Source organism: Nonomuraea sp. NPDC050786, assembly GCF_040654115.1.
In the GTDB taxonomy this organism is placed as follows: domain Bacteria; phylum Actinomycetota; class Actinomycetes; order Streptosporangiales; family Streptosporangiaceae; genus Nonomuraea.
Genome location: NZ_JBFAHJ010000007.1, coordinates 114267 through 139301, shown reverse-complemented (window position 1 = coordinate 139301; position 25035 = coordinate 114267). Strand labels below are relative to the sequence as shown.

Below are 25035 nucleotides of genomic sequence, written 5' to 3'. Positions count from 1 at the left end.
GACGGCCTCCCCGGGTCCCCTCCACACCCGTGGGAGGCCGTCCCATGCTCGCGTACGCCTCGACGAGGGTAGATTTTAATTCAGTCGCTTGACTTAAGCTCTGGAGCTCTGCTTGGGTGAACCCGGAGCGATGTCCATCCAGAGGGGTCACGGTGCGGGGGTGAGCATGGCCGTGCGAGCCGAGCGGGTCAGCGCGACCCGCGAGCAGATCCTGACGGCCGCGGAGCGGCTGTTCGCCGAGCACGGCGTGTTCGCCGTGTCCAACAGGCAGGTCAGCGAGGCCGCGGGCCAGGGCAACAACGCGGCGGTCGGCTACCACTTCGGCACGAAGGCCGATCTGGTACGCGCGATCGTCCGCAAGCACGCCGAGCAGCTCGAGCGCATCCGCGAACGCATGCTGGCCGAGATCGGCGACTCGGCCGACGCACGCGACTGGGCGGCCTGCCTGATCCGCCCGGTCACCGAGCACCTGGACGCCCTGGGCAGCCCCACGTGGTACGCCAGGTTCGCCGCGCAGGTGGCGACCGACCCCGCGCTGCGCGACATCATGATCGACGAGGCGCTGACCTCGCCCACGCTCGTCGAGATCGTCGCCGGGCTCAACCGGTGCCTGCCCCAGCTGCCCCCCGAGGTACGGGCCGAGCGCAACGACATGACCAGCCAGCTGATGATCCACATGTGCGCCGAGCGCGAACGCGCCCTGGCCGAGCGCACGCCCACGCCCCGGGCCACCTGGCACGACGCCGCGACCGGGCTGATCGACGCCGTGGTCGCGCTGTGGGCGGCCCCTTTCACACCGGACGAGCGGAGAGGAACATCTGATGAAAGTACGCGTTGACGAGGACAAGTGCTGCGGTGCAGGCCAGTGCGTGCTGCTCGCGCCGGACGTCTTCGACCAGCGTGAGGACGACGGCATCGTCATCCTGCTGGAGGTGGAGCCCGCCGAGCACCTGCACGCGTCGGTCCGTGAGGCCGCCGCCGTCTGCCCCGCGGCCGCCATCGAGCTCAGCGAGAACGCGTAAGTCCCCTCCCTACCGACTTCTCCCAGAGGAGAGCACGCGATGACCGACACTTTGAGCTCGGCCGAGATCCCGGACTTCCCCATGGCCAGGGCGGCCGGGTGCCCGTTCGACCCGCCGCCGCGGTTGCGCGCCTTGCAGCAGGAAGGGCCGCTGGCCAGGGTCCGGGTCCCGGAGAGCGGCGGCACCGCGTGGCTGGTGACGACGTACGCGGAGCAGCGGGCCCTGCTGGCCGACCGGAGGGTCAGCTCCGACGTCACCCGCCCCGGCTTCCCGATCCCGGCGCCCGCCAGAAGCGGCGGCATCGGACTCAGCTTCATCCTGATGGACGACCCCGAGCATGCCCGGCTGCGCCGCATGGTGCAGGGGGCGTTCACCGTCAGGCGGGTGGAGTCCATGCGCCCGGCCGTGCAGAAGATCGTGGACGACATGATCGACGACCTGCTGGCGGGGCCGAAGCCGGTGGACCTGGTCGAGGCGTTCGCGCTGCCGGTGCCGTCGCTGGTGATCTGCGAGCTGCTCGGCGTGCCGTACGCGGACCATGACTTCTTCCAGGAGAACAGCAAGACCATCATCAAGCGGAGCGTGGCGCCCGAGGAGCGGGCCGCCGCCGGCGGGCGGCTGGCCCGGTACCTGGACGACCTGGTGGGCAGGAAGCTCGCCGAGCCGGGCGACGACCTGCTGTCGCGGGTGGCCGAGCGGGTCAAGGCCGGCGACCTGAGCCGGCAGGAGGCCGCCCAGATGGGCGTGCTCCTGCTGATCGCCGGGCACGAGACCACCGCCAACATGATCGCGCTCGGCACGCTCGCCCTGCTGCGGAACCCCGCCCAGCTGGCCCTGCTGCGCGAGAGCGACGACCCCAAGCTGGTCGCCGGGGCGGTGGAGGAGCTGCTGCGCTACCTCAACATCACCCACAACGGGCGCCGTCGCATCGCGCTGGAGGACATCGAGATCGCCGGCCGGACCATCAGGGCGGGGGAGGGGATCATCATGGCCAACGACATCGGCAACCGCGACCCCTCGGTCTTCCCCGACAATCCGGACGAGCTGGACATCCGCCGCGACGCCCGCCGCCACGTGGCCTTCGGCTTCGGCGTGCACCAGTGCCTCGGCCAGCCCCTGGCCCGGATGGAGCTGCAGGTCGCCTACAGCACCCTCTACCGGCGCGTCCCCACCCTGAGCCTGGCGACGGACCTGGAGCGGATCCCGTTCAAGCACGACGGCGCGGTCTACGGCGTCTACGAGCTCCCCGTCACTTGGTGACCGCGAGCTCCGACAGGTTCATCGCCATCGTGCGGTGAACCGCCGGGATGAAGTCCAGGGCGCGCAGGGCCGTGTTGCGCAGGGAGCGGAGGGGGCCACTGCCCACCGTCGCGATGGTCGTCATCCTGTGCGTGAAGGCGACGACCTCCTCGGCGACCGGGCGGCGCTCGGCCTCGTACGCGTCCAGGACCGTCTCCGGGGCGCCGTCGCGCAGCACCGCGGTGAGCTTGCCCGCCAGGTTGAGCGCGTCCTGGATGCCGGTGTTCATGCCCTGGCCGCCGGCCGGGCTGTGGACGTGGGCCGCGTCTCCGGCCAGGAAGATCCGGCCCGCACGATAGCGGTCCGCGAGGCGGTGGTGGACGCGGAACCGTGAGCTCCAGACGAGGCCGGTGACCGTGGCCGGATGGGCGACCGGGCCGCGGCTGTCCAGAAGCGCCTGGATGTCGGGGATGTCCGGGCGCTCGGGGGCCTCCTCGACCGTCGCGACGATCCGGTGGCGGCCGCCCGGCAACGGGGCGACGACGGTCACCCCGCCCGGGGCGAAGTACAGGGAGACCTCGTCGGCGGCCCCCGCCCAGTCGAGGCGCACGTCGGCGAGCACGAACGACTGGTCGTAGGTGTCGCCGGTGAAGGAGATGCCGCTGTGCTCGCGTACCGTGCTGTGCATGCCGTCGGCGCCGACCACGTACGAGGCGCGGATCAGCCGGCCGTCGGCCGGCGTGAGATCTCCCTTCGCTGTCGAATCGGCGGGAGGCCGTTCGTGTAGCCGGTGAAGCCCTGTGGGCATCATCCACCACATCAAGGGAGGTCACAGCGACATGAGGCACTACCTGCTCAGCATCCAGCAGCCCGACGGCGGCCCGCTGCAGCCGGAGCTCCTGGAGCCGATCATGCGTGCGGTAGCGGCGTTCGACGAGGAGCTCAAGGCGGCGGGGGCCTGGGTCTTCGCCGGCGGGCTGCACGATGCGGGCGCGGCCGTCGTGGTGCGTCCCGGGGGCGGCGAGCCCCTGGTCACCGACGGCCCGTACGTCGAGGGCAAGGAGCACGTCGGCGGCCTGTCCATCATCAAGGCGCCCGACCTGGAGTCGGCGCTCGAATGGGGCCGCAAGCTCGCCCGCGCGACCACGCTTCCGATCGAGGTCCGCGAGTTCCAGGGCGAACCGAGCGACCACCTGGAGTAGCCGACGGCAGGGTCCCGGCGAGGCGAATCTTGCCGGGACCTTGCCGAATCGGTGGCGGAGAAATCCCCATCATCCATGCCGTCCCACGGTGGAATGGGCGATGTCGTGCATCCGAGGAAGACGGGATGTCCCAAGTGCTCGATCGGGTCCGTGACGCCGCGGGTATGGCGCTGGTGGCAGACGTCGGCGCCGTCATCGAGGCCGCGTCCGACATGTCCGGGCGGTTCCGGGGTGGAGGCAGGCTGCTGGCGTTCGGCCGGGCCGAGGCGGCCGCGGACGCGGCGCACGTGGCGGTGGAGTTCACGCACCCGGTGATCGTGGGCAAGCGCGCGCTGCCTGCCCTCTGCCTGGGCGCCGATCCCTCGTTGCTGCCGATACTGGGACGGCCGCAGGACATCGCCGTGGGGATCCGGCCCGCCGCCGGTGACCTCGCCGCCGCTCGCGGGCTCGGCATGCTGACCGTCGCGCTGACGGCGGACGAGGAGTGCCGGGAAGCCGATCACGTGCTGCCGGCGCGGAGCGGGGATCCCCTGGTCGCGCGGGAGATCCACATCACGGTGTACCACCTGCTGTGGGAGCTGGTTCATGTGTTCCTGGAGGCCGCCGTATGACCGAGGACGCCTGTGACTCCTGCGTGACCTGCGGTGACGTCGCCGTACAGGTCCGGGTGGCCGGCCTGCTGCCCGCCGGGCTGGCCTGGGCCGAGACCGGCGCCGGGACGGAGGAGATCAGCGTGGCGCTGGTGGACGCGCGGGTCGGTGACACCGTGCTGGTGCACGCGGGCGAGGCCATCGCCGTGCTCGGAAGGGACGAACAGTGACCGGGACGCTCTATCCGTTCCTGCGGCGTGACCCGCTCGACCTGGCGGTGTCCACGGCCGAGAAGGCGCTCGAGAGCCTGGAGCTGCGGCGGCGGGTGCTCGACGAGCTGGAGGCGCCGCTGGTGGCGTGCGCGGCGGCGGTGGCCGCCGCGTTCCGCGCGGGCGGGCGGCTGTTCACGTTCGGCAACGGCGGCAGCAGCACGGATGCCCGGTCGGTGGCGGCGCTCTTCACCGGGCGCGGGCTGCCCGCGGTCTCGCTGGCCTGCGACTCGGCGCTGGTCACGGCGCTCGGCAACGACATCGGCTTCGACGTGGTGTTCGCGCGCCAGCTCGCCGCGCTCGGCGGCGCGGGCGACATCGCCTGCGCGCTGTCCACCAGCGGCGGCTCGGCGAACGTGCTGCGCGGGCTGGCCCAGGCCGGCAGCCAGGGGATGGTGACGATCGGCTTCGCCGGCTCAGGCGGCGGGCGCATGGCCGAAGAGCGGCTGGCCGAGCACCTGTTCGTCGTCCCGTCGTCGTCGGTGCACCGCATCCAGGAGGCGCAGGCGACGCTCTACCACGTGCTGGCCGTCCTGGTGGCAGCGGATGCGGGGTAGCGGGCCGCCCGCGAGCACGTCCGCCACCCTGGTGTCAGCGGATGCGGGGTAGCGGGTCGCCCTTGAGCACGTCCACCACCCTGGTGTCAGCAGATGCGGGGTAGCGGGTCGCCCACGAGCACGTCCACCACCCTGGTGCCGCCGAAGGCGGTGCGGAGCAGGACCAGCCCGGCCGGCGCGGCGGCGACGGTCCCGACGATCGCGGCGTCGGCGCCCAGCGGGTGGGAGCGCAGGATCTCGAGTGCCGGTCCGGCGTGCTCGCCGTCCACCACCGCCACGAAGCGGCCCTCGCAGGCCACGTAGAGCGGGTCGAGGCCGAGGAGCTCGCACACGCCGGTGACCTCGGGCCGCACCGGGATCTGATCCTCCCGCAGCACGACGGCCACCTCCGATGCGCGGGCCACCTCGTTGAGCACCGTGGCCACCCCTCCGCGGGTGGCGTCTCTCAGCGCTCTGACGTGCTGCGGCAGCGCCTCCAGCAGCTCGGAGACGATCCCGTGGAGCGGGGCGGTGTCGGACGTGATCGGCGCCTCGATGTCGAAGTCGCCCCTGGCCAGCATGATGGCGGCGCCGTGCTCCCCGATCGGGCCCGAGACGATCACGGCGTCACCCGGCCGCGCATGCGCGGCCGACAGCGTGACCGGCTGCTCGACGAGCCCGACTCCGGCCGTGGTGATGTAGCAGCCGTCGGCCTTGCCGCGCTGGACGACCTTGGTGTCGCCGGTGACGATCGTCACCTCGGCCGCCGCCGCGGCGGCCGCCATCGAGTCGGTGATGCGCCGCAGGTCGGCGACGGGGAAACCCTCCTCCAGGATGAAGCCGGCCGACAGGTGGGCCGGCCGCGCCCCGCACATGGCCAGGTCGTTCACGGTGCCGTTGACGGCCAGGTCACCGATGTCGCCGCCGGGGAAGAAGAGCGGCGACACCACGTACGAGTCGGTGGTGAAGGCCAGCTGCCCGTCCCCGAGCCGCAGGAGCGCGCCGTCGTCCAGAGGGGCGAGCAGCGGGTTGCGGAACGCCTCCAGGAAGACGGCCTCGATCAGGGTCTGCGTGGCCTTGCCCCCGGCGCCGTGGGCGAGGGTGATGCGCTCCTCCCTGATGACCGGCTTGCGCCGCCGGATGCGCTCGATGCGGTCGAGCACCTGCTGCTCGCGGCTCATGCCCGGCTCGCCTCCTCCGCCAGCGGCTCGCGGGCCGCCGCACGCATCTGCTCCCGGCTGAACCGCCCGAAGTTGTAGTACGCGGCACACGCGCCTTCCGAGGAGACCATGCAGGTGCCGATCGGCGTCTCCGGCGTGCAGGCGGTGCCGAACACCTTGCACTCCCACGGCTTGAGCACGCCCTTGAGCACCTCGCCGCACTGGCACGACTTGGGATCGGCCACGCGTACGCCGGGCAGGTCGAAGATCCGCTCGGCGTCGAAGGCGGCGTACTCGTCCGCCATGGCGAGGGCGGAGTGCGCGATGAACCCGAGCCCGCGCCACTCGAAGTGCGGTCGCAGCCGCATCACCCGGCCGATGGCCGACAGCGCGACGCGGTTGCCGTGCCAGGGCACCACGCGGGCGTACTGGTTCTCCACCTCGCAGCGGCCCTCGGCGAGCTGGCCGAGCAGCATGTGCACGGAGGCCAGGATGTCCAGCGGCTCGAACCCGGCCACCACCATCGGCTTGCCGTAGTCGCGGGCGATGAACTCGTACGGCTCGCAGCCGATCACCGCCGAGACGTGGCCGGGGCCGATGAACCCGTCGAGCCGCAGGTCCGGCGAGTCGAGGATGGCCTTGATCGCCGGAATGATCATGACGTGGTTGCAGAAGACGGAGAAGTTGGCCAGGCCCTCCTCCGCGGCCCGCAGCACGGTCATCGCGGTGGACGGCGCGGTGGTCTCGAACCCGATCGCCATGAACACGACTCTCCGGTCCGGGTTCGCCCGCGCGATCTTGAGCGCGTCCAGCGGCGAGTAGACCATCCGGATGTCGGCCCCGGCCGCCTTGGCGTCCAGGAACGAGCCCGCGCCGCCGGGCACCCGCGTCATGTCGCCGAACGACGTCATGATCACATCCGGCTGCCGGGCGATGTGGATGGCGTCGTCCACCCGGCCCATCGGGATCACGCAGACCGGGCAGCCGGGACCGTGCACGAGGTTCACCTCGGGCGGCAGGTGGTCCTCCAGGCCGTGCTTGTAGATGGTGTGCGTGTGGCCGCCGCACACCTCCATGAACGTGTACCGCCGGCCCGGCCGGCAGCGCGCGGCGATCCGCGCGGCGAGCGCCCGCGCCCGGTCCGCGTCGCGGAACTCATCGACGAACCGCATCAGAGGCCCCCTCGCCCGATCTCACGTGATGTCCGAGGCACGCAGCGCGTCGAGCTCGTCCGCGTACGGCTGCCCGAGCCCCTGCAGGTAGTCGAGCACGGCCTGCGCCTCCTTCTCGGAGATCTTGGACAGCGCGAAGCCGACGTGCACGAGCACCCAGTCGCCCGGCACGAGCCGCTCCTCGGCGAGCAGGCCGATGTTGATGCGCCGGCGCACGCCGCTGACGTCCACCACGGCCAGATCCTCGTGCTCGGGCACGCGCTCGACGAGTTCACCGGGGATGCCGAGACACACCGGGCACCTCCTCGCCGAAGGTGACGGACTCCAGGACCAGCTCGTCGCCGCCGCTGACGTCGACGTCGTCGCCGCCGCAGACCGGGCAGAGCGCCAGCGCGTCCACCGACTCGGAGAGGCTGCCGCAGGTCTCGCAGCGCACGGTCATCGGCGTGACGACCAGCTCCACCTCGGCGTCCTGAGCGGCCGTGCCGGCCGCGGCCATCGTGAACGCCTGGTCGAAGGCGTCGCCGACGACGGCGTGCCGTGCGCCGACGCGTACCCGGGCGGCCGTTACCCGCCTGCCCCCCGCCCGCTGCTGGATCAGCTCGACGAGGCCCTCGCACATCCCGATCTCATGCATGCTGCCTACATTCGTTCCATCTTCAGATACCGCCGGATGTCCGGCCATTGGTGGACGATCAGCGCCGTCAGCCCGCAGACCACGAGCAGCGTCATCACGCGCGACTTCCTCATCACACATCACCTCACCGGGGTGCCGGATCGCGGGAGCCCGGAACGGTGCTTTCCGCAATCATTTCCATAACCAGGGACTTCACAAGGCTCGCCGCCTCGCCGACCATCGCCCGTACGGGCTCGCTCAGCTCGAACAGCGCCTCCCCGACCGAGACCGGCTCGCAGCAGACCACCCGCACCAGCGCGGGGATCCGGCCGAGCTGCCGGGCCAGCCGCAGGACCCTGACCGGGTCCATGCCGTGCGTCTCCACCAGCGTGTCGCTCGCGTCGGGGAGCTCGGGATCGAGGACGGTGAGCGTGCCGGGAGCCTGGCCGCGCGCCGCCGCGTCCACGAAGACCACGCCCGCGTACTCCCGTTGCAGGGCGTAGGCCAGGTCCATGCCGCGGATGCCGAAGTCGACGACGTCCACGCCCGGGACGGCTCCCTCCTCGGCGAGGCGGCGAACCACCTCGACGCCGAACCCGTCGTCGCCCAGGAACACGTTGCCGATCCCGGCGACCAGGACGCGGACGGGGCTTTCGAGGGGTTCGATCTCCTCGGCGGAGTAGAAGAACCGGTGGCCGGGCAGCCGGGCCTCGCCCAGGTCGCGCCCGGGGTCGTCGTCGAGCGTGACCGCGACGTGGAAGGCGCCCTCGTCGTCCTGCTCCACGCTCTCCACCACGGCCTCGCGGCCGTCGAGCACGAGGTCGAAGATGTCGGCCTGGCTCTTCGGCTTCAGCCGCACCTTGCTGCCCGGCCCGATCCGCACTCCGCCGACGACCACCTCGCCGGGGCCGCGGCTCTCCATCTGGTCCCAGAATTCGCTCATGGCTCCGTCCTGCGCATGATGCCGTGGAGCCGCATCAGCTCCTCGGGCGTGAGGGCCTCGCAGCGGTCGAGGATCTCCCGGGCGCGCGGGTCTCCGTCCCGGATCTCGTGCCGCTCCTCGTCGCTGAGCGCGAGCACGCTCAGCGTGAGCAGCTGGTCGATCTCGGTGGCGTCGAACAGGTCGCCCGGGCTCTCCGGCGAGATCTTCGGGTTGTCGTACAGGATGATCGGTGCGGACAGGACGGTGTCCGGCCCGACGAGCACCGGCCAGGCGCCGACGTTGTCGCAGCCCGCCGCGTGCGCCCGCAGCTCCTCGGGCGGGTCCATGAGCGAGACGAACCGGGCGCCCGGCGCGCGCAGCACGGTGTGCGCGGAGACCAGGGTGCGGCGCATGGCCTCGTCGCGGGTGCCTCCGTGCCAGGGCGTCGTGTTGGCCACCTCGACCGTGATCCGGAACAGATCCGGCCGCAGCCGCCGCGCGCTCGCCTCGATCCGCCCGCACAGGGCCTCCCAGCCGCGCGCCACGTCTCCGGGGCCGCGGCGGAGGCCGTCCGGGATGTCGAGCTTGGTGATGACCGGGCCGGACAGCAGTTCGTCCAGGACGAGGCCCGGCACGTTCACCTCGCGCTCCCGTGCCTCCTGGCCGGGTGGGTTGCGGGTCACGACGTGCAGGAAGCGCACGCACACGTCAACGGTGTCGTGAGGCTCCGCCTGGAGCAGGCACTCGGTACGCATCATCGACGGGCTGCCGTACCCCTCGGGGTGGACGCCGCCGATCGTCCAGCGGTGCCGGTTCTTCAGCGCCGACTCCCGGTACGGCCACAGCAGGTAGCCCTCGTACAGCACGGCCCGCGCGATCTGCCTGACCTGGTCCATGCGTGTCAGCCTCCGCTCGTCTCCAACAGCGACCGCACCGCGTCGTCCCAGCCGAGCAGCGTGTGCCGCACCCGGTGCGCGTACAGGCGGTCGAACGTGTCACGCTCCAGCCGGATCCAGGCGGTACGCGGGAAGTGGCGGTCCATGAGCTCCTTCCACACCCCCACCGGCATGCGGAAGGCCGACTCCGTGTCCCACGGCAGGTGGGCGGCCTGCAGGCGCCCCTCGTCCTGGTAGAACAGGGTGCCGGTGAACAGGAAGCGCAGCGGCACCTCCCCATCGGGGAGGCCGTGCAGGTATTTGGCCGCGGCCACGTCGAAGTCATAGGTGCAAGGGACGGTGACCGGCGCCGTGGTGGCGCCGGTGAAGGCCGGGACGTGCGTGACCGTCTGCGTCCACAGCAGGCTGGACAGGTTGCGTCCCCAGGCCGCGGGCGGGCCGAACAGCTCGGCCAGCCGCTCCCGCGCCTGATCGTCGTAGCCGCGGGCGGTGGCGTCGATGCGGATCTGCGTGGTCAGCGTGAGCGCGCGGACCGGCGCGTCCGCCTCCAGGCGGAGCAGGAATCGCAGCGCGGGCGCGACGGCGGGCTCGGTCGCGTCGACGCCGCGCACCTCGATCCGCAGCGCCGGTGATGTCGGTGGCATGGCGGTCGCGGTCAGGCGGGCGACAGGTTGGGCATGTCGGGGTCGATCGGGTCGTGCTTGGCGGGGTTGACGCCGGTCGAGCGCCTGGCCGTGGAGCGGCCGTCGGACAGGTGCCCGTCCTGCTTGTCGTAGTTGCCGCTCGTGTTGCCCTCGTGGACGCCCTTGACGTGGGCGGGGGCGTCGGGGCGCACGTCGCGCCGGCCCGTCTTGATCGTGCTCTTCTTGGTCATGTTCTGCTCCTGTCAGTGACCGGCGAGCACCGGTCGTCGAGGTCGGTGAAGAATCGGGTGATGTGCCGGCGTACGTCCGGGCCGCCCGTCAGCCCTCGCCACCGCGTACGGACAGCGCCGACGAGCGCGTAACAGTCGTCCACCGGCACGATCCAGGCGCCGCGGTCGCGGTCGGCGAGCAGGGCCTCCACATCGGGCTCCAGCTCCTGGAGCGCCGGGTTCTCCCGCAGCAGCCGCTCCCAGACGGGCAGGTCGACGGACGCCTGCACCGCCCCGGCCGGGCTCGGGTAGAACTGGGCCGGGAGCCCGGTGCCCGAGTCGTGGATCACGAACACCGTGCGCACCGGCGTCCGCAGGCCCGCCCAGGTCTCCTCGTCCAGGCTCAGGCCGCTCAGCCGCCGGCGGCGCTCCGGCACCAGCCGGAAGTGCCCGCCGCCGGCCGCCGCGTGGTCGAACAGCACCTGGCAGGCCCGGCACGCGCAGCGCAGCTCGCGCTTGGGCAGTTCGAGCAGGTGGCGGTGGTTGTCGGGCAGCGGCTCGCCGCACAGCTCGCACTCCTGCGCCGGGTGCGACTGCTCGCGGGGCCGCGTGGCGAGCCGGCGCAGCAGGCCGGTCATGTCGCGGGCGCCCGGCGGACGGCCAGGCTCTCGACCGGGATCAAAGCGGTGTCCTCGAACTCGATCTCGACCCGCTCGATCTCCGGCGCCGCGTCCTGCACCGCCTGCCGCATGGCGGCCGTGGACGAGCGGCAGACGCCCGCCCGCAGGCGCAGGCGTACCAGGTCCTCCTCGACGGCGAGGACGTCGGCGGAGCTGCCGGCGATCGCCGTCTCCACCCGCGCCCGCGTGTCCAGCGGGTGCAGGTCGTGCAGCAGGAGCAGCGGCGAGACCAGCTCGTCCGCGGCCAGGCGCGCCGCCGCCTCCTCGCCCGCGACGGCCATGACCCGTGCCAGGCCCTCGCCGTACAGGTCGAGCAGCTCCCCGACGAGCTCGGTCGCGGCCGGGCCGGCCTGTTCGAGCAGGGCCTCGATCCTGTCGATGCGCTCGTTCATCGCCCGTCCCTAGCCGGAGAAGCTCGCGCCGAAGGTGGGCGAATGCACCTGCTTGAGCACCTTGCCGTCGCCCAGGTACATGTGCACGCCGCAGGGCAGGCACGGGTCGAAGCTGCGCACGGTACGCATGATGTCGATGCCCTTGAACGAGTGGGAGCCGTTCTCCTCGAAGATCGGCATGCCCTGCACCGCGTCCTCGTAGGGCCCCGGCGTGCCGTACATGTCGCGCGGGCTGGCGTTCCACGGCGTCGGCGGGTACGGATGGTAGTTCGCGATCTTGCCGTCGCGGATCACCATGTGGTGCGAGAGCACCCCGCGCACCGCCTCGTGGAAGCCGACCCCGATCGCCTCCTCCGGCACGTCGAAGTCGGTGAACACCTGCGTGCGCCCGGCCCTGACCTCGCCCATCGCCTGGTCGAGGAAGTACAGCGCCATCGCCGCCGCGTACGCCACGAAGTAGGCGCGGGCGCGGTTGCGCTCGAGGGTGTTCGCCCAGCGCGGGATCTTCCACTCCAGCCGCGTCTCCGGGAGGGACGCGCTCCTGGGCAGGTTGATCTCCACGCTCTGCCCGGTGGAACGGACCGTGCCGGTGTCGACGAGGCGGGCGAGCGCCGTGGACCACAGCCGGGCCAGCGGGCCGCCGCCGGTGTCGAGCGCCAGGTGGTCGCCGGTGCGCGAGTCGTACCAGCGGGGGCTCATCACCCAGCTGTAGTTGCCGCCCTCCAGGTCGCGCTTCTGCGGCCGGGGCAGGGTCGTCTGGTTCCACGGGTGGCGCTGGTCCACCGGGTTGCCGAGCGGGTCGTGGGTGACGAACGTCTCCTCGGCCTGCCAGTCGTCGTAGTAGGAGCTGCCCAGCAGGATCCGCATGCCGAGGTTGATGTCCACCAGGTTCGTGGTCAGCAGCTCGCCGTCCAGGACGATGCCCGGCGTGACGAACATCCGGCGGCCCCAGCCGTTCATGCTCCGGTAGTCGTAGTCGACCACCGCCGGGTCCTGGAAGGCGCCCCAGCAGCCGAGCATCACCCGCCTGCGGCCGACCTCCTCGTAGCCGGGCAGCGCCTCGTAGAAGAAGTCGAAGATGTCGTCGTTCATCGGGACGGCCCTCTTCACGAAGTCGAGGACCTTGAGCAGCCGTGACAGGTAGTCGGTGAACACCTGGGGAGTCGCGACCGTGCCCACGCCGCCCGGATAGAGCGTGGACGGGTGCACGTGCCTGCCCTCCATCAGGCAGCACATCTCCCTGGTGATCCGGCTGACCTGCAGTGCCTCCTTGTAGAGGTCGCCGCTGAACGGGTTGAACGCGCGCATGATGTCGGCGATCGTCCGGTAGCCGTGGACGCCGGCGTTGGGCGCCTCGGTCGTCTCGGCCCGGCGCAGCAGGCTGGGGTTGGTCTCCTTGACCATCTGCTCGCAGTAGTCGACGAAGACCAGGTTGTCCTGGAAGAGCGTGTGGTCGAACATGTACTCGGCCGCTTCGCCCAGGTTGATGATCCAGTCAGCCAGGGGAGGCGGCTTGATCCCGTAGGCCATGTTCTGGGCGTAGATCGAGCACACCGCGTGGTTGTCGCCGCAGATGCCGCAGATGCGGCTCGTGATGAAGTGCGCGTCGCGAGGATCCTTGCCCCTCATGAACACGCTGTAGCCGCGGAACAGCGACGAGGTGCTCTTGCACTCGACGACCTCGCGGTTCTTGAAATCGATCTTCGTGTAGATGCCCAGGTTGCCGATGATCCTGGTGATCGGGTCCCAGGACATCTCCACCAGCTCGCGGGTCTCACCCGCCCGCTTTTTGGTCGGCTCCGTACGGATTGCCACCTCGCCGCTCTCCCTCTCAACCGTTTCCCCAGCGGGGATCGAACCCGCTCGTCAGCTTGCGGCGGTTGTGGCGCCACTTGGGCTCCTTGTTCGCCGCGTTGTTGGTGACGGCGCGAAGGCGGCGGATCAGCCGGCCGTACTGGCTGCTGAGCGCCACCGACACCGCCGCGCCGGGGGGTTCGTCCATGAACGGCATGAACTTGTCGGGGAAGCCGGGCATCGTGCACGCGATGCAGATGCCGCCCACGTTGGGGCAGCCGCCGATGCCGTCCATCCAGCCGCGTTTGGTGACGTTGCAGTTGACCACCGGGCCCCAGCAGCCGACGCGCACCAGGCACTTCGGAGAGCTGTAGTCGCGGGCGAAGTCGCCCTGCTCGTAGTAGCCGGCCCGGTCACAGCCCTCGTGCACCGTCTTGCCGAACAGCCAGGTCGGGCGGAGCATCTCGTCCAGCGGGATCATCGGGGCCATACCGGCGGCCTGGTAGAGCAGCCAGGTCAGCGTCTCCATGAAGTTGTCCGGCTGGACGGGGCAGCCGGGCACGTTGACGATGGGCAGGCCGCCGGCCGAGCGGAAGTCCTTGCCCAGGTAGTCGGCCAGCCCCATGCAGCCCGTCGGGTTGCCGGCCATCGCGTGGATGCCCCCGTACGTGGCGCAGGTGCCGGCCGCGACGACCGCCCACGCCTTGGGCGCGAGCCGGTCGATCCACTCGTTGACCGTGATGGGCTCCCCGGTCGCCGGGTCGTTGCCCATCGACGTCCAGTAGCCGTCGCCGTTGATCCGCTCGTTCGGGATGGAGCCCTCGACGACGAAGATGAACGGGCCGAGCTCGTCCCTGTACGCCTGGTGGAATGGGGCCATGAAGGCGTCGCCCACCTCGGCGGCCAGCACCTTGTTGTGCAGGTGCACCTTGGGCAGTCCCGGCACGAGCCCGAGGAGGACGTCCTCCAGACTCGGCAGTGTGGCGGCGGTGACCGAGACGGTGTCACCGTCGCAGCTCATGCCCTCCGAGGTCCACAGGATGTGCACCTCGTCCAGGGCAGTCGGCATTTGCGTGGTTGTCATGGCCCAAGCCCCCTTCTTGGCCCTGTAGAGGTTTAGGTCGCCCTTCGATTGGTAGCCGACCTGCGACTCTACGTAGCGGACATACCGTATTGAGGAGGGTTGTAAACCATGACCCACACCCTGCCCCCACGTACCAGGCCATACGAGGACCTGCGGGAACGCGTGGCCGTCCGGCCCCGGCGCTCCCTGCCGCGCGCCGGCGCCCGGGGCGCGATCGGCGCCATGGCGATGTCCGGGCTCCGGCAGCTGACGACGTCGATCGGCCTGGTGGCGAAGGTACCGCCCGAGTCCGTGCTCGAACGCACCATGCCCGGACTCTTCCGCCAGGTCCATCCCAAGCAGCGGCCGGCCCTCGTCGAGCTGGCGCACTGGGGGTACGGCGCGTGCGGCGGGGTGCTCTTCGGGCTGCTGCCCTCCGCGGTGCGCGGCCGTCCCTGGGTCGGGCCGGTCTACGGGGCGGCGATCTGGGCCGCCTTCGAGACGGCGATCGCGCCCGCGCTCGGCCTGCCCCGCCATCCCCGCACCACCGTGGAGCGGCTCGCGCTACTGGCCGACCATCTGCTGTACGGGGTCGTGGTAGGCGCCTCGCCATGGCCTCATCAGGAGAAACCCGCCGAGGACTGACCTCCGTCAGGAGTCGAGCCGGTCGCCGTACGCGCGGAGCCGGTCGCGGGCGGCGGCCACGGCCACCTGGCCGAGGCTGATGCCGCCGTCGTTGGCCGGCACGCCGGCGTGGGTGAGCACCCGGAACCCCGCGCCGCTCAGCCGTTCCACCGTGCGCCCGAGCAGCAGCACGTTCTGGAAGACGCCGCCGGACAGCGCCACCGTCGCCAGGCCCGTACGGTCGCGCAGCGCGCGGCAGCAGCGCACGATGACCTCGCTGACGCCGTTGTGGAAGCGGGCGGAGACGACGGCCGGCTCGACCCCCGCGACCTGGTCCGCCGCGGCGGCCCGCACCAGGTCCTTGCCTGCCACGACGAGGTCGTCGGAGACGGCCGCCGGGTAGGCGCCCCGCTCGGCCGGATCGGCCAGCCGCTCCAGCTCGATCGCGGCCTGGCCCTCGTACGTGATCGTGTCCCGCACGCCGAGCAGCGCCGCCACGGCGTCGAACAGCCGCCCCGCACTCGACGTCACCGGCGCGGCGCGCATGAGCGAGGTCACGCTCGCCCACCACCGCTCGTTGCGCCGGGCCACGTCCAGCGCCGCGCCGTCGCCGTCCAGGTACGCGGCGGCCATGCGCCACGGCTGCCGGATCGCCGCGCTGCCGCCCGGCATCGGCACGGGCGCCAGGTGCCCCGCCCTCTCGAACGACACCAGGTCGGCCAGGAGGAACTCGCCGCCCCACAGGGTCCCGTCGAGCCCGTAGCCGAGCCCGTCGAAGGCGACGCCGATCACCCGCCCGTGCTCGCCGTTGTCGGCCAGGCAGGAGGCGATGTGCGCGTGGTGGTGCTGTACGGCGGTCAGCTCGACGCCGGGCAGGTCCAGGGCGTGCTTGGTGGACAGGTACTCCGGATGCGGGTCGTACGCGACCACCTCCGGGCGCACGCCGAAGAGCGCGGCGAAGTGCTCGATCCCTTCGACGTAGGACCGGAGCGTCTCGTAGTTCTCCAGGTCGCCGATGTGCGGGGAGACGAACGCGTGACGCCCCTTGCCCAGGCAGAACGTGCTCTTCAGCTCCGCGCCGCAGCCGAGGACGGGCCGGGGCGCCTCGTACGGCAGCGTGACGGGGCGAGGGGCGTGGCCGCGCGATCTGCGCAGGATCATCCCCCGCCCCCGGAAGGGGCGTACCACCGAGTCGTCGGCCCGGAGGTGGATGGGCCGGTCATGCGTGAGGAACGCGTCCGCGATGCCGCCGAGCCGGTCCAGGGCGTCGCGGTCGTCGTACGCGATGGGCTCGTCCGAGCTGTTGCCGCTCGTCAGCACGATCGGGGCGCCCGTGGCGGCGAGCAGCAGGTGGTGCAGCGGCGTGTACGGCAGCATCAGCCCGAGGTGGCGCTCGCCCGGCGCGACCGCGCCGGCCACCGGCGCGTCCGGGCGGCGCGGCAGCAGCACGATGGGACGCGCGCGATCGGTCAGCAGCGCCGCGCCCCCTGTGTCCACCGCGCCCATGGGATCCCCGCCGTCCCGACCGTCCCCGCCGTCCACCTCGCACAGCCGCCGGGCGTCGTCCAGGTCGGCGACCATGACGGCGAACGGCTTGTCCGCGCGCCGCTTGCGCCGCCGCAGCTCGGTGGCGGCGCTCTCGTCGGAGGCGAGGACCGCGAGGTGGTAGCCGCCGATGCCCTTCACGGCCAGCACCCCGCCCGCCCGCAGCACACTGGCGGCGCCGGCCAGCGGGTCGCCTTCCGCGCCTATCAGGCTGCCTTCCGCGCCTATCAGGCTGAGCGTGGGACCGCAGGCGGGGCAGCAGTTGGGCTGGGCGTGAAAGCGGCGATCGGCGGGATCGTGGTACTCGGCGCGGCAGTCGCCGCACATCTCGAACCCGGCCATCGTGGTCAGCGGCCTGTCGTACGGCATCGCCCGCACGATCGTCAGCCTCGGCCCGCAGTTGACGCAGTTGACGAAGGGATAGCGGTAGCGCCGGTCAGCGGGGTCGGCCAGCTCCGCCAGGCAGTCGGCGCAGGTCGCGATGTCGGGCGACACCAGCGTGCGGGACGTCCCCGACGGGTCGCTCTCGACGATGCGGAACCGGCCGCCTGCCCGCGTCGCACGGGGGGCCGAGGTGACGGTGACCCGTTCGATCGAGGCCAGCGGGGGCGCGTCGCACTCCAGCCGGACGAGGAACTCGCCGATCTGGTCGCGGCCGCCCTCCAGCTCGACGAAGACGCCGTGGGCGTCGTTGCCGACCCGGCCCGCCAGGCCCAGCCGCGTCGCCAGCCCGTGCACGAAGGGCCGGAACCCCACCCCCTGGACCACGCCTTCGACCCGTACCCGAACCCCCATCAGCACAGTCTGCAACGGAAGTCGTACGGATTGAATCACCCTCGCCGGAGGCGGCGGCCCGGCTCCCCGAGGAGCCGGGCCCACCGGGACGCCTCGGTCAGCCGCGCGAGATCAGCGACCAACCGTTGCCGACGGGGGAGAAGGCCACGTTGTGGATCGGCAGGTGCTTCGCGGCGAACTTCCGCATCGTCTGGAAACACTCGTTGTCGATGCCGCGGGTGTAGAAGGCGTTCCCGGCGACGACGGCCCAGCCGCCGGTGTAGGGGAAGGCGACCCGGGTGACGCGGTGCCCGCCGCGCGACAGCTCGCGCATCTTCTGGTAGCACGCCTCGTCGATGTTGCGGGCGTAGAAGCCCTTGGTGGCGACCACGACCCAGCGATTGCCGCCCGCCGGGGGGAAGGCGACGTGCACGACCTGCTGGCCGGCCTTGTAGTACGAGAGGATCCGCTGGTAGCACTCCTCGGGGATGTTGCGGGCGAACAGCGTACGGTCACCCGTGATCACCCAGCCGCCTCCGGGGGCGAAGGCGACGCAATGGATCCGGTTGCCGTCCGCGATCATCTGCTTCAGCTTGGCGAAGCACTCGTCAGGGATGTTCCGGGCGAAGTAGCCGCCCTTCTGCGTCACGATGACCCAGCCGTTGGACGGCGTGAACGAGAACGAGGTGATGCCGGAGGGCGCCATCTTCCCCATCATCTTGTGGGCCTCGTCCGGGATGCGGCGGTTGAAGAAGTAGCCGCCGGCCGCTTCCGCTGGGGCGGCGAGTCCGAGGGTCGCCAGTCCGGTGGCGCCGGTCAGTGCGAGAAACCCTCTGCGGTCCATGTCAAAACTCCTCTTACAAGGTGTGGATGCGTGTGCCAGTTTGGCCGCATCTGAGGGAGATTGCCATGATCTGTGAGTTTTCGCACTTGTGCCGTTCCGCGTTGAACCGGCCTCGGCCTGCGCCGACCCCCATGCGTTCGCCGACTTCGACGTGTCCGTCCTGGGGCCGCAGCCCACGGCCCAGGACGTGACCGGCCGGCCGGCGCGGACCTTCACCCAGTGGGCCCGCGCCCACGCCGACGACTTCCGCTGAGGGATTTCCCTACCCGCGTCGCCGCTTGCCGCCGTACATGCCGACGGCCAGCGAGACGCCGAGAGCGGCCAGGGCGATCTGGATGCCGAACTCGATCCAGTCCACCCCGCGGGTGTCGGCGACGCCGAGAGCGGCGGCGATCGCGGTGCCCACCAGGGCCGCGACCACGCCGATCACGATCGTCAGCCAGACGGGGATGCGCTGACGCCCTGGAACGACCAGCCGTCCCAGGGCGCCGATCACGATGCCGATGATGAGGCCGGAAATGATGCCAGTGATCTCCACGCTGAACTCCCGGAAACTCGGTGGTTCGCCTGCCCTGCACAACGAACGCGGGCACCGTGGCGGTTCCTGCGTCAGGACGCGGTCACCGTCTGCGGCTGCCAGGAGAAGACGGCGGCGGACCTGGGGTCGGCGGTGACGCGCAGCCAGTGGGCGGCGGTGTCGCCGTACGTCTCCAGGCGGGTCAGGTTGGACACCCCGGCGTACTCGGGCTCCACCTCGTAGACGTGCTCGTCGCCGTGGACGAGCAGGACCGGCTTGCCGTACGCCCGCGACCTGTCCACGATCCTCGCCCTGATGTCGGCGAACCCGGGCGTGTCCATGGGCTCGGCCTGCATCATCAGCAGCACGCCCGGCGCGTTCGTACGGCCGGCGACGGCGAAGGCGCTGTCGATCCAGTCGAGCGCGGCGGCCTTGCGCGCCTCGAACTCGGCCAGCCGCTCCTGCGGGCGGTCGCCGCCGGGCAACTGGCTCCACGGCGCCAGGTCGTTCTCGCTGCCGACCACGTGCACCGTGGCGAAGACCACGCGGCCCCGGGTGAACAGCACGTTCTCCCGGTAGTCACGGTGGCGCGGGTCGCGCGCCTGGGTCCGCACGCCCATCGGGTGCCCGCCGAGCGTACGCCCCGCGACGGGGTAGAACACGCGGCGGACCGCTTCCAGCCGCTCGGTGGGAACGTAGCCGCCCGCGGCGGTGCGGTGGCAGTCGGTCCACTCGTTGTCGCCAGGGGTCAGCACGAACGGGTCGTCGAAGGTGCCGAAAAGGGTGGCCAGAGTGGCGAAGCGGGCGTCGTCGCAGGTGGTGGAGCCGCTCTTGACGTCGCCCGCGTGGAGCACGAAACGTACGTCCGGGTCGGCGTTGACGGCCCCGATCAGGCTCGGCAGTGCGGCCTGCTGGTCGTCGCCGTACGGGGTGTCACCGATAAGGGCGAAGGTGACCGCGGACCCGCTCTCCGTGCCGGAGGGGGCCGCGTGCGCCGGGCCGGACGGCACGACCAGCGACGATGCGATAAGGGCAGCCATGAACAGAGATTTGCGCATGCGCGATTCTCAGCAGGCGCCGGACACCAGCCGATGACGTCGAGCCGACGGTTCGGGGAACCCTGGCCGACGAGGCCTCTAGGCGAACCGGAAACCCGCGGGTTGGAAGATCGACGCGGCGAAGCTCTGGATGAAGCGCGTGATCAGCGCCTCGAGCAGCATCATGGCGGCCTTGGCGAGCAGGGAGGCCAGGAACTCGGACAACTGTCTACCTCACTAACGAAACTTCACTTAAGGACATATTTCGGTAGAAAGGTGTCTATACGGTCACGCTTCAGGTGTCCATTCGGTGAACAGACGGTGACTACTCCGAAGCCGGCCGTTCGATCATCGCCGCCACCAGGGCCGCCGCCACGGCGCACCCGAGCCCGATCCCCCATCCCACAGGGCCTACCGGGCGGCAGCCGAAGAGCTGGCTGAGTCCGGGCACCGAGACGATCACACCCAGCGCGGCCAGGGACGACACCGCGGCGAGCACCACTGTACGATCCCGTCCGCCCAGCGCCAGGGTCTGCATCAGCTGGGCCGACACCAGCCCGATGAGTCCCACCGTGTCCGCCCGCCCGCGGGTGCCGGTCATCCGCGCGAGCAGCCACGCCGCTCCCGCCGCGACGGCCGTGGTGATGGCCCGCAGGTAGATGTCGCGGGTCAGGGCGGCACCCAGCGAGGCCTCGGGTCCCTCGGCGAGCAGCCTCTCGGGGCTCGCGGCGCTGGGCGGGCGGACGGCCACCGCCATCGCGGGCAGCATGTCGGTGAGCATGTTGACCAGCAGGAGCTGGCGGGCGTTCAGCGCGCTGCGCCCGGTGAGCAGGCTGGATCCCAGGGTGAATGCGATCTCTCCGACGTTGCCGCCGAGCAGGATGCCCAGCGCGTCGCGTACGGAGGCCCACATGGCCCGGCCTTCGACGATCGCGTCGATGATCGTCTCGATGCGGTCGTCGATCACCACGATGTCCGCGGCGGCCCTGGTGGCGGGGGCGGCGTGCGACCCCAGCGCCACGCCCACGTCGGCCAGCCGGATCGCGGGCACGTCGTTGGCCCCGTCGCCGGTCACGGCCACAACGCTGCCGGCCCTGCGCAGGCAGGTGACGATCCGCGCCTTGTGCTCGGGCGTGACCCTGGCGAACACCGCCACCTCCGCCAGCTCCTTGGCCAGCGCGTCGTCGTCCAGCGCCTCGAGCTCGGGGCCGGTCATGACGCGCAGGCCGTTCAGCGCGCCGGTCTCGGCGGCGATGGCCTCCGCCGTGCTGGGGTGGTCGCCGGTGAGCATGATGACGCGTACGCCGGCCCGGATCAGCCCCTCCACACTCCGCTTGGCCGTCGGGCGCACCGGATCGGCCAGGCCGAGGAAGCCGAGGAAGCACAGGCTCTCGATGCGGGACTCGTCGAGGTCGGCGCGGCTGGAGGCGGGACGCTCGGCGACGGCGAGCACGCGGTAGCCGCGCAGGGCGAGCCGGTCCACCTCCTCCTCCAGCTGCCGCCTGATCCGGTCGTCCAGCGGGACCTTCTTCCCGTCGATCGTGATACTCGTGGAGGCGGTCAGCACGATCTCGGGAGCGCCCTTGACGCTCAGCAGCTGCCCCGACTCGGACCGGCCGAGCACGGCGTGGTAGCCGCGGGCCGGTTCGAAGGGCAGCTCGTCCACGCGGTGCCAGGTGCGCAGGCCGTACCGCGGCGTGACGCCGAGCCTGCCCGCCCCGTCCACGATCGCGCGGTCCGTCGGGTGCGGAATGGCGCGCCCGCCCTCGAACCTGGGCCCCGCGCGCAGCGCCGCGCCGACGATGGCCCTCAGCTCGGGCGTGGCATCCTCCACCGCCTGATCGACCCGGCCGTCCGACACCCGGCGCAGGCTGATGTGGCCCTCGGTGAGGGTGCCCGTCTTGTCGAAGCAGAGCACGTCCACCCGGCCGAGCGCCTCGATCGTGGACGGGTTGCGTACCAGCGTGTTGTGGGCCGACAGCCGCTTGGCCGAGGCGAGCTCGGCCACGGTGGCGACGAAGGGCAGCCCTTCGGGGACCGCCGCGACCATCATGCTCACCGCGGGGCCGACCGCCTGCGCCAGCGGCGAGCCGCGGAGCAGCTCGACGGCCATCAGGAGCAGGCCGGAGCCGAGAGCGGCGGGGAGTATGCGGCGGCTCAGCGCGCGCAGGCGCAGCTCCACCCCGCTCGGCGGCGGGCCTTCCTCGGCCAGCCTGGCGGTCCGGCCCGCCTCGGTCGCCTCTCCCGTGGCCACGACCACGGCGAGGCCGTGCCCCGCCGCGACAGTCGTCCCCTCGTACACCATCGAGGCGCGCTCCGCGATGGCGGGCGCCGCCGTCGGCGCGTCGGTCTTGGTGACGAGCTGCGACTCACCGGTGAGGGGGGACTCGTCGATCTCGAGTCCGTGCGCCTGGATGAGCCGCCCGTCGGCCGGTACGGCATCGCCGGCCCGCAGCTCGATCACGTCCCCCGGGACCAGGGAGTCGGCGTAGCCGGCCACGGCGCCGGTGGGGCGGCGCAGGCGTACGCGGACGGCGGTGGTCTCGGTGAGGCTGTGCAGCGCCCGGTCGGCGCTTCGCCGCTGGGCGCCGCCGAGCAGGGCGTCCACCCCCATCACGCCGCCTATCAGCACGCTGTCGAGCAGCGAGCCGACCGCGGCCGACACGCCCGCGCCGGCGGCCAGCACCGGGGTCAGCGGGTTGGCCAGCTCGTGCAGGGACGCGCTGAACAGCGACTCCGGGCCGGTGACCGGCGGACGCGCCGGGGCCGTCCTGCGGCGCTCGGCCTCCGCCTCGGTCAGTCCCTCGGGCGAGGTACGGAGGCGGGCGAGGACGTCGCGGGCCGCCATGGCGTGCCAGGGCGTGTGGTCGGCGCGGACCGGCGCGGCCGTCCGCCCGGCGCTCCGGCCCGCCCACTCCCCGGCCACGATGGCGGCGAGCGACGTGCAGTCGCGCACCAGGTTGGCGCGTCCGACCGCGGCCGTGGCCGGGCCGAGCAGCGCCACCCCGGCCCCCGCGACCGAGCCGCCCCCCGCCACCCACACGCTGCGGACGCTCGCCTTCCTGGCCGACGGCAGGCACTTGAGCAGCAGGTACGCGCCCTCGAGCGGGCCGATCACGTCGGCGTCCCACGGGACCGCACGCATCCCGCCGAGCACGCCGATGCCCAGGTCGGCCTGGCGCAACCCGCGCCGGCCGCGCCGCGACACCACGGCGACCGCGTGCCCCTCGGCCTGCAGCGCCCGCACCGAGGAGGCCAGCCGGTTCCCGCTCCCGACGACCCGCTCCACGCCCAGCCGCCGGGCGAGCGCGGGGTCCCCGCCGGCCAGGATCACCTCGCAGGTCGCCCTCGGCGCCGCCACCAGGGCCTCGGCGAGCGGATGCAGCTCGCGGGCCAGGTGTACCAGGGCGACCGGGGTCCCGTCCCGCGCCACCTCGACCGACCGGACTCCCTCCTCGGGCGTCTCCGTACGGGGCCCGGCGCTCCACCCGTCGAGCTCCCGCCGGGCCGAGGGGTCGGTGAGGTCGAGGAGCGCGTACAGCCGGGTGTGCAGCTCCTCCGGGTCCACCTCGGGAGCGAGCGGGACGACGCCGTCGATCGTCCACGCGCCCGTGGTGAGCACGGCGGCGTCGAGGACGACGGCGTCGATGCGGTCCATGCGGGAGAGCGCGTCGCGGTCGAGCACGATCGTGCCGCGTCCGGCGAGGCTCCGGCCGACGGCGCTGGTGAAGGCGTCCCGGCCATGGTTCGCGGCTCTGGGGATGCCGGCGATCAGCACGGACAGCCCGCGCCGGTTGTCGCGGCTGATCACCGTGGTGATGCCGTGCCCGGCCAGCGCCGCCGCGCTCGCCGCGTCGGCGTAGCGCTCCACCGGCCCGCGCGGCAGCGGGGCCGGGCGCGGGGCCGCGGCGGCCCTGGTGTGGCGGTAGGCCCCCTCCGCGGCGGCGAACTCCTTCTCGCGCAGCTCCCACGCCTGCGATCCGGCGCGCGCGGCGGCGTACCGGCCGGCCGCGGCGATGGAGTCGATCAGCAGCGACGACGGCCGCATGGCCAGCGCGTACGTGACGATCCTGGTCACCGTCATCACCGCGTCCGCGCCCGGCTTGCCGATGCGCTGCTCCAGCTCCCTGTGGACCCGCGGCGTGTTCTCGGCCAGCGACAGGTAGCCGGGGATCGCCGTGGACACCCGTGGGACGCGGGCCAGCCGGCCGGCCAGGGCCAGCCCGGTGCCGGCCAGGTGGAGGCCGAGACTGACGGCGGCGCGGGCCTGCTGCTCCGCGCCGCTCAGCACACGGGCAGGGGCGGGTTCCCCGTCGGGTTCGTCGAGCTCCTCCACGACGGTCACGAACTTGTCCACGTCGTCCGCCGCGGCGTCGCAGGCCACGAAGACGGAGCCGAGCGCCCCGTTCACCTCGGCGCGCGCCGCCCCCAGCGCGCGCAGCCGCCCCTCCAACAGGCGGGCGGGCCGCTCGCTCCCCGGTCCGCCGATGTTCCGCAACTCGATGCGGACCCCGCCAGGGCACGGCTGTACCCGGCGGGAGCGCGGGAGGATGCTCCTTATCGGCTGGGGGAGCAGGTCGAGCAGCGTGTCAGCACAGAGCAGGCCGAACAACGCCATGTGGCCTCCCGTCTACGGCGTCGCGGCTTCACTTGCTCGGCGAGGTGCTCTTTCGCCTGCTGGTCGACGTTGACGTGGTCTTACCGGCGGTGGTCTTGCCGGCGGCGGTCTTCCCGGCAGTCGTCTTTCCGGCGGTGGTCTTGCGCCCGCCGGCCCCGGCTGTGGCCGTGGCGGTCTTGCGCCGGGTGGTCGCGGCCCGGCCGCTCGACGGCGTGGGCTCCGGCTCCTTGGCCGCCGCGGCGGTCTCCTGCGGCCGGCTCGGCTGCCGGCCCGCCTGCCCGCCGAACATCGGTGCCTGCCGCGGCCGCCGCTGCGCGATGACCGTTCCGGCGCCGATGGCGGCCGCCACGGGCCACTCGAGCACGCCGAAGGCCGCGAGCGCGCCGAGCGCGCCGTAGTAGGCCATGCGCTCCGGCGCCGGGAGGAACGTCCGGGCGACGTCCATGTAGTGGCCGAGCTCCTGCCTGTTGATGCGTGGCATCTCCATGTGCGGCATCTCGATGTGCGGCAACCGGACGTCCGGCTGCCGGACCTGAATGCTCAGCATCGGCAGGTCCAGCGTGTACTGCCTTTTACCGTCGGACGTGGCAGCGGTGCGCCCTCGCGGCTGGGCAACAGCCATGACCCCTCCTCCAGGACGAGGAAACTCGTAGGTCTCCCTATCCACCCC

At 72.1% G+C, this 25035-nt stretch carries 29 protein-coding genes; 9 read left to right on the top strand and 20 right to left on the bottom strand.

Annotated features, from left to right (window positions below; translation table 11 throughout):
* Nucleotides 1-166: 166 nt before the first annotated feature.
* From AB0H84_RS16120 to AB0H84_RS16110, 3 genes are read left to right on the top strand one after another with little or no spacing between them, the layout of a single operon-like run.
* Nucleotides 167-838 carry a TetR family transcriptional regulator gene (locus tag AB0H84_RS16120; protein WP_357604281.1) on the top strand — a complete coding sequence of 224 codons (672 nt, stop codon included), beginning with the start codon at nt 167-169 and terminating at the stop codon, nt 836-838.
* Complete coding sequence (locus AB0H84_RS16115) at nt 822-1022, top strand: ferredoxin (RefSeq protein ID WP_345001741.1); 201 nt, start codon at nt 822-824, stop codon at nt 1020-1022. Before AB0H84_RS16120 ends, AB0H84_RS16115 begins: the two co-directional genes overlap by 17 nt.
* A 39-nt stretch (nt 1023-1061) precedes the next feature.
* Entirely contained in the window at nt 1062-2282 is a 1221-nt protein-coding gene (locus AB0H84_RS16110; protein ID WP_357603936.1) for a cytochrome P450, read from the top strand.
* Here the strand turns inward: AB0H84_RS16110 and AB0H84_RS16105 are convergent.
* Nucleotides 2272-3069 (bottom strand): FAD-dependent monooxygenase, encoded by a 798-nt coding sequence (locus AB0H84_RS16105; protein WP_357603934.1) that lies wholly within the window; start codon nt 3067-3069, stop codon nt 2272-2274. The two genes, AB0H84_RS16110 and AB0H84_RS16105, sit on opposite strands and share 11 nt — an antisense overlap.
* Nucleotides 3070-3100: 31 nt before the next feature.
* Between AB0H84_RS16105 and AB0H84_RS16100 the strand changes: the two genes are divergently transcribed.
* The 4 genes from AB0H84_RS16100 (at nt 3101) to AB0H84_RS16085 (ending at nt 4879) form a co-directional block, all read left to right on the top strand.
* On the top strand, nt 3101-3463 hold the full coding sequence (locus tag AB0H84_RS16100) for a YciI family protein (RefSeq protein WP_357603932.1): 363 nt from the start codon (nt 3101-3103) through the stop codon (nt 3461-3463).
* Nucleotides 3464-3588: 125 nt separating this feature from the next.
* Entirely contained in the window at nt 3589-4074 is a 486-nt protein-coding gene (locus AB0H84_RS16095; protein WP_357603931.1) for a phosphoheptose isomerase, read from the top strand.
* Complete coding sequence (locus AB0H84_RS16090; protein WP_357603929.1) at nt 4071-4283, top strand: HypC/HybG/HupF family hydrogenase formation chaperone; 213 nt, start codon at nt 4071-4073, stop codon at nt 4281-4283. The genes AB0H84_RS16095 and AB0H84_RS16090 overlap by 4 nt, the downstream gene beginning before the upstream one ends.
* Nucleotides 4280-4879 (top strand): SIS domain-containing protein, encoded by a 600-nt coding sequence (locus AB0H84_RS16085; RefSeq protein WP_357603928.1) that lies wholly within the window; start codon nt 4280-4282, stop codon nt 4877-4879. The genes AB0H84_RS16090 and AB0H84_RS16085 overlap by 4 nt, the downstream gene beginning before the upstream one ends.
* 86 nt (nt 4880-4965) lie before the next feature.
* On the opposite strand, the gene hypE is transcribed toward AB0H84_RS16085, so the two are convergent.
* From hypE to AB0H84_RS16025, 12 genes are all read right to left on the bottom strand, one after another.
* Nucleotides 4966-6039, bottom strand: a complete 1074-nt coding sequence (gene hypE, locus AB0H84_RS16080) for a hydrogenase expression/formation protein HypE (RefSeq protein WP_357603926.1) — start codon at nt 6037-6039, stop codon at nt 4966-4968.
* Entirely contained in the window at nt 6036-7190 is a 1155-nt protein-coding gene (gene hypD / locus AB0H84_RS16075) for a hydrogenase formation protein HypD (protein ID WP_357603924.1), read from the bottom strand. Before hypD ends, hypE begins: the two co-directional genes overlap by 4 nt.
* A gap of 21 nt (nt 7191-7211) precedes the next feature.
* Complete coding sequence (locus tag AB0H84_RS16070) at nt 7212-7484, bottom strand: HypC/HybG/HupF family hydrogenase formation chaperone (RefSeq protein ID WP_357603922.1); 273 nt, start codon at nt 7482-7484, stop codon at nt 7212-7214.
* On the bottom strand, nt 7462-7827 hold the full coding sequence (locus AB0H84_RS16065) for a hydrogenase maturation nickel metallochaperone HypA (RefSeq protein WP_357603920.1): 366 nt from the start codon (nt 7825-7827) through the stop codon (nt 7462-7464). Before AB0H84_RS16065 ends, AB0H84_RS16070 begins: the two co-directional genes overlap by 23 nt.
* Nucleotides 7828-7951: 124 nt before the next feature.
* A complete protein-coding gene (locus tag AB0H84_RS16060; protein ID WP_357603918.1) occupies nt 7952-8749 on the bottom strand; it encodes a hydrogenase maturation protease in 798 nt (265 codons plus the stop codon).
* Nucleotides 8746-9624 carry a hypothetical protein gene (locus AB0H84_RS16055; protein ID WP_357603916.1) on the bottom strand — a complete coding sequence of 293 codons (879 nt, stop codon included), beginning with the start codon at nt 9622-9624 and terminating at the stop codon, nt 8746-8748. The genes AB0H84_RS16060 and AB0H84_RS16055 overlap by 4 nt, the downstream gene beginning before the upstream one ends.
* 5 nt (nt 9625-9629) lie before the next feature.
* The gene (locus tag AB0H84_RS16050; protein ID WP_357603914.1) at nt 9630-10268 is read right to left on the bottom strand and encodes a DUF6084 family protein; all 639 of its coding nucleotides are present in this window, start codon (nt 10266-10268) and stop codon (nt 9630-9632) included.
* 11 nt (nt 10269-10279) lie between these two features.
* Nucleotides 10280-10498, bottom strand: a complete 219-nt coding sequence (locus tag AB0H84_RS16045) for a hypothetical protein (protein WP_357603912.1) — start codon at nt 10496-10498, stop codon at nt 10280-10282.
* Nucleotides 10495-11115: a DUF5947 family protein gene (locus AB0H84_RS16040; RefSeq protein ID WP_357603911.1), complete on the bottom strand. Its 621-nt coding sequence runs from the start codon at nt 11113-11115 to the stop codon at nt 10495-10497. Before AB0H84_RS16040 ends, AB0H84_RS16045 begins: the two co-directional genes overlap by 4 nt.
* Nucleotides 11112-11549 carry a hypothetical protein gene (locus AB0H84_RS16035; RefSeq protein ID WP_357603909.1) on the bottom strand — a complete coding sequence of 146 codons (438 nt, stop codon included), beginning with the start codon at nt 11547-11549 and terminating at the stop codon, nt 11112-11114. The genes AB0H84_RS16040 and AB0H84_RS16035 overlap by 4 nt, the downstream gene beginning before the upstream one ends.
* Nucleotides 11550-11558: 9 nt before the next feature.
* A complete protein-coding gene (locus AB0H84_RS16030; RefSeq protein WP_357603907.1) occupies nt 11559-13364 on the bottom strand; it encodes a nickel-dependent hydrogenase large subunit in 1806 nt (601 codons plus the stop codon).
* 16 nt (nt 13365-13380) lie between these two features.
* Nucleotides 13381-14427: a hydrogenase expression protein HypE gene (locus AB0H84_RS16025; protein WP_357603905.1), complete on the bottom strand. Its 1047-nt coding sequence runs from the start codon at nt 14425-14427 to the stop codon at nt 13381-13383.
* Nucleotides 14428-14535: 108 nt separating this feature from the next.
* On the opposite strand from AB0H84_RS16025, the gene AB0H84_RS16020 reads away from it, so the two are divergent.
* Nucleotides 14536-15051 (top strand): hypothetical protein, encoded by a 516-nt coding sequence (locus AB0H84_RS16020; RefSeq protein ID WP_357603903.1) that lies wholly within the window; start codon nt 14536-14538, stop codon nt 15049-15051.
* 6 nt (nt 15052-15057) lie between these two features.
* Here the strand turns inward: AB0H84_RS16020 and hypF are convergent, their stop codons facing one another.
* Complete coding sequence (gene hypF / locus AB0H84_RS16015; protein WP_357603901.1) at nt 15058-17370, bottom strand: carbamoyltransferase HypF; 2313 nt, start codon at nt 17368-17370, stop codon at nt 15058-15060.
* A 97-nt stretch (nt 17371-17467) separates the two neighbouring features.
* On the bottom strand, nt 17468-18193 hold the full coding sequence (locus tag AB0H84_RS16010) for a hypothetical protein (protein WP_357603899.1): 726 nt from the start codon (nt 18191-18193) through the stop codon (nt 17468-17470).
* Nucleotides 18194-18281: 88 nt separating this feature from the next.
* On the opposite strand from AB0H84_RS16010, the gene AB0H84_RS16005 reads away from it, so the two are divergent.
* Entirely contained in the window at nt 18282-18446 is a 165-nt protein-coding gene (locus tag AB0H84_RS16005) for a hypothetical protein (protein WP_357603898.1), read from the top strand.
* 9 nt (nt 18447-18455) lie between these two features.
* On the opposite strand, the gene AB0H84_RS16000 is transcribed toward AB0H84_RS16005, so the two are convergent.
* The 5 genes from AB0H84_RS16000 to AB0H84_RS15980 form a co-directional block, all read right to left on the bottom strand.
* Entirely contained in the window at nt 18456-18731 is a 276-nt protein-coding gene (locus AB0H84_RS16000) for a GlsB/YeaQ/YmgE family stress response membrane protein (protein WP_357603896.1), read from the bottom strand.
* A 71-nt stretch (nt 18732-18802) separates the two neighbouring features.
* Nucleotides 18803-19750: a metallophosphoesterase gene (locus AB0H84_RS15995; RefSeq protein ID WP_357603894.1), complete on the bottom strand. Its 948-nt coding sequence runs from the start codon at nt 19748-19750 to the stop codon at nt 18803-18805.
* Between the two features lie 96 nt (nt 19751-19846).
* On the bottom strand, nt 19847-19972 hold the full coding sequence (locus AB0H84_RS15990) for a hypothetical protein (RefSeq protein WP_357603892.1): 126 nt from the start codon (nt 19970-19972) through the stop codon (nt 19847-19849).
* Between the two features lie 100 nt (nt 19973-20072).
* Nucleotides 20073-24365 carry an HAD-IC family P-type ATPase gene (locus AB0H84_RS15985; protein WP_357603891.1) on the bottom strand — a complete coding sequence of 1431 codons (4293 nt, stop codon included), beginning with the start codon at nt 24363-24365 and terminating at the stop codon, nt 20073-20075.
* Between the two features lie 28 nt (nt 24366-24393).
* The gene (locus tag AB0H84_RS15980) at nt 24394-24987 is read right to left on the bottom strand and encodes a hypothetical protein (protein ID WP_357603889.1); all 594 of its coding nucleotides are present in this window, start codon (nt 24985-24987) and stop codon (nt 24394-24396) included.
* Between the last annotated feature and the right edge of the window lie 48 nt (nt 24988-25035).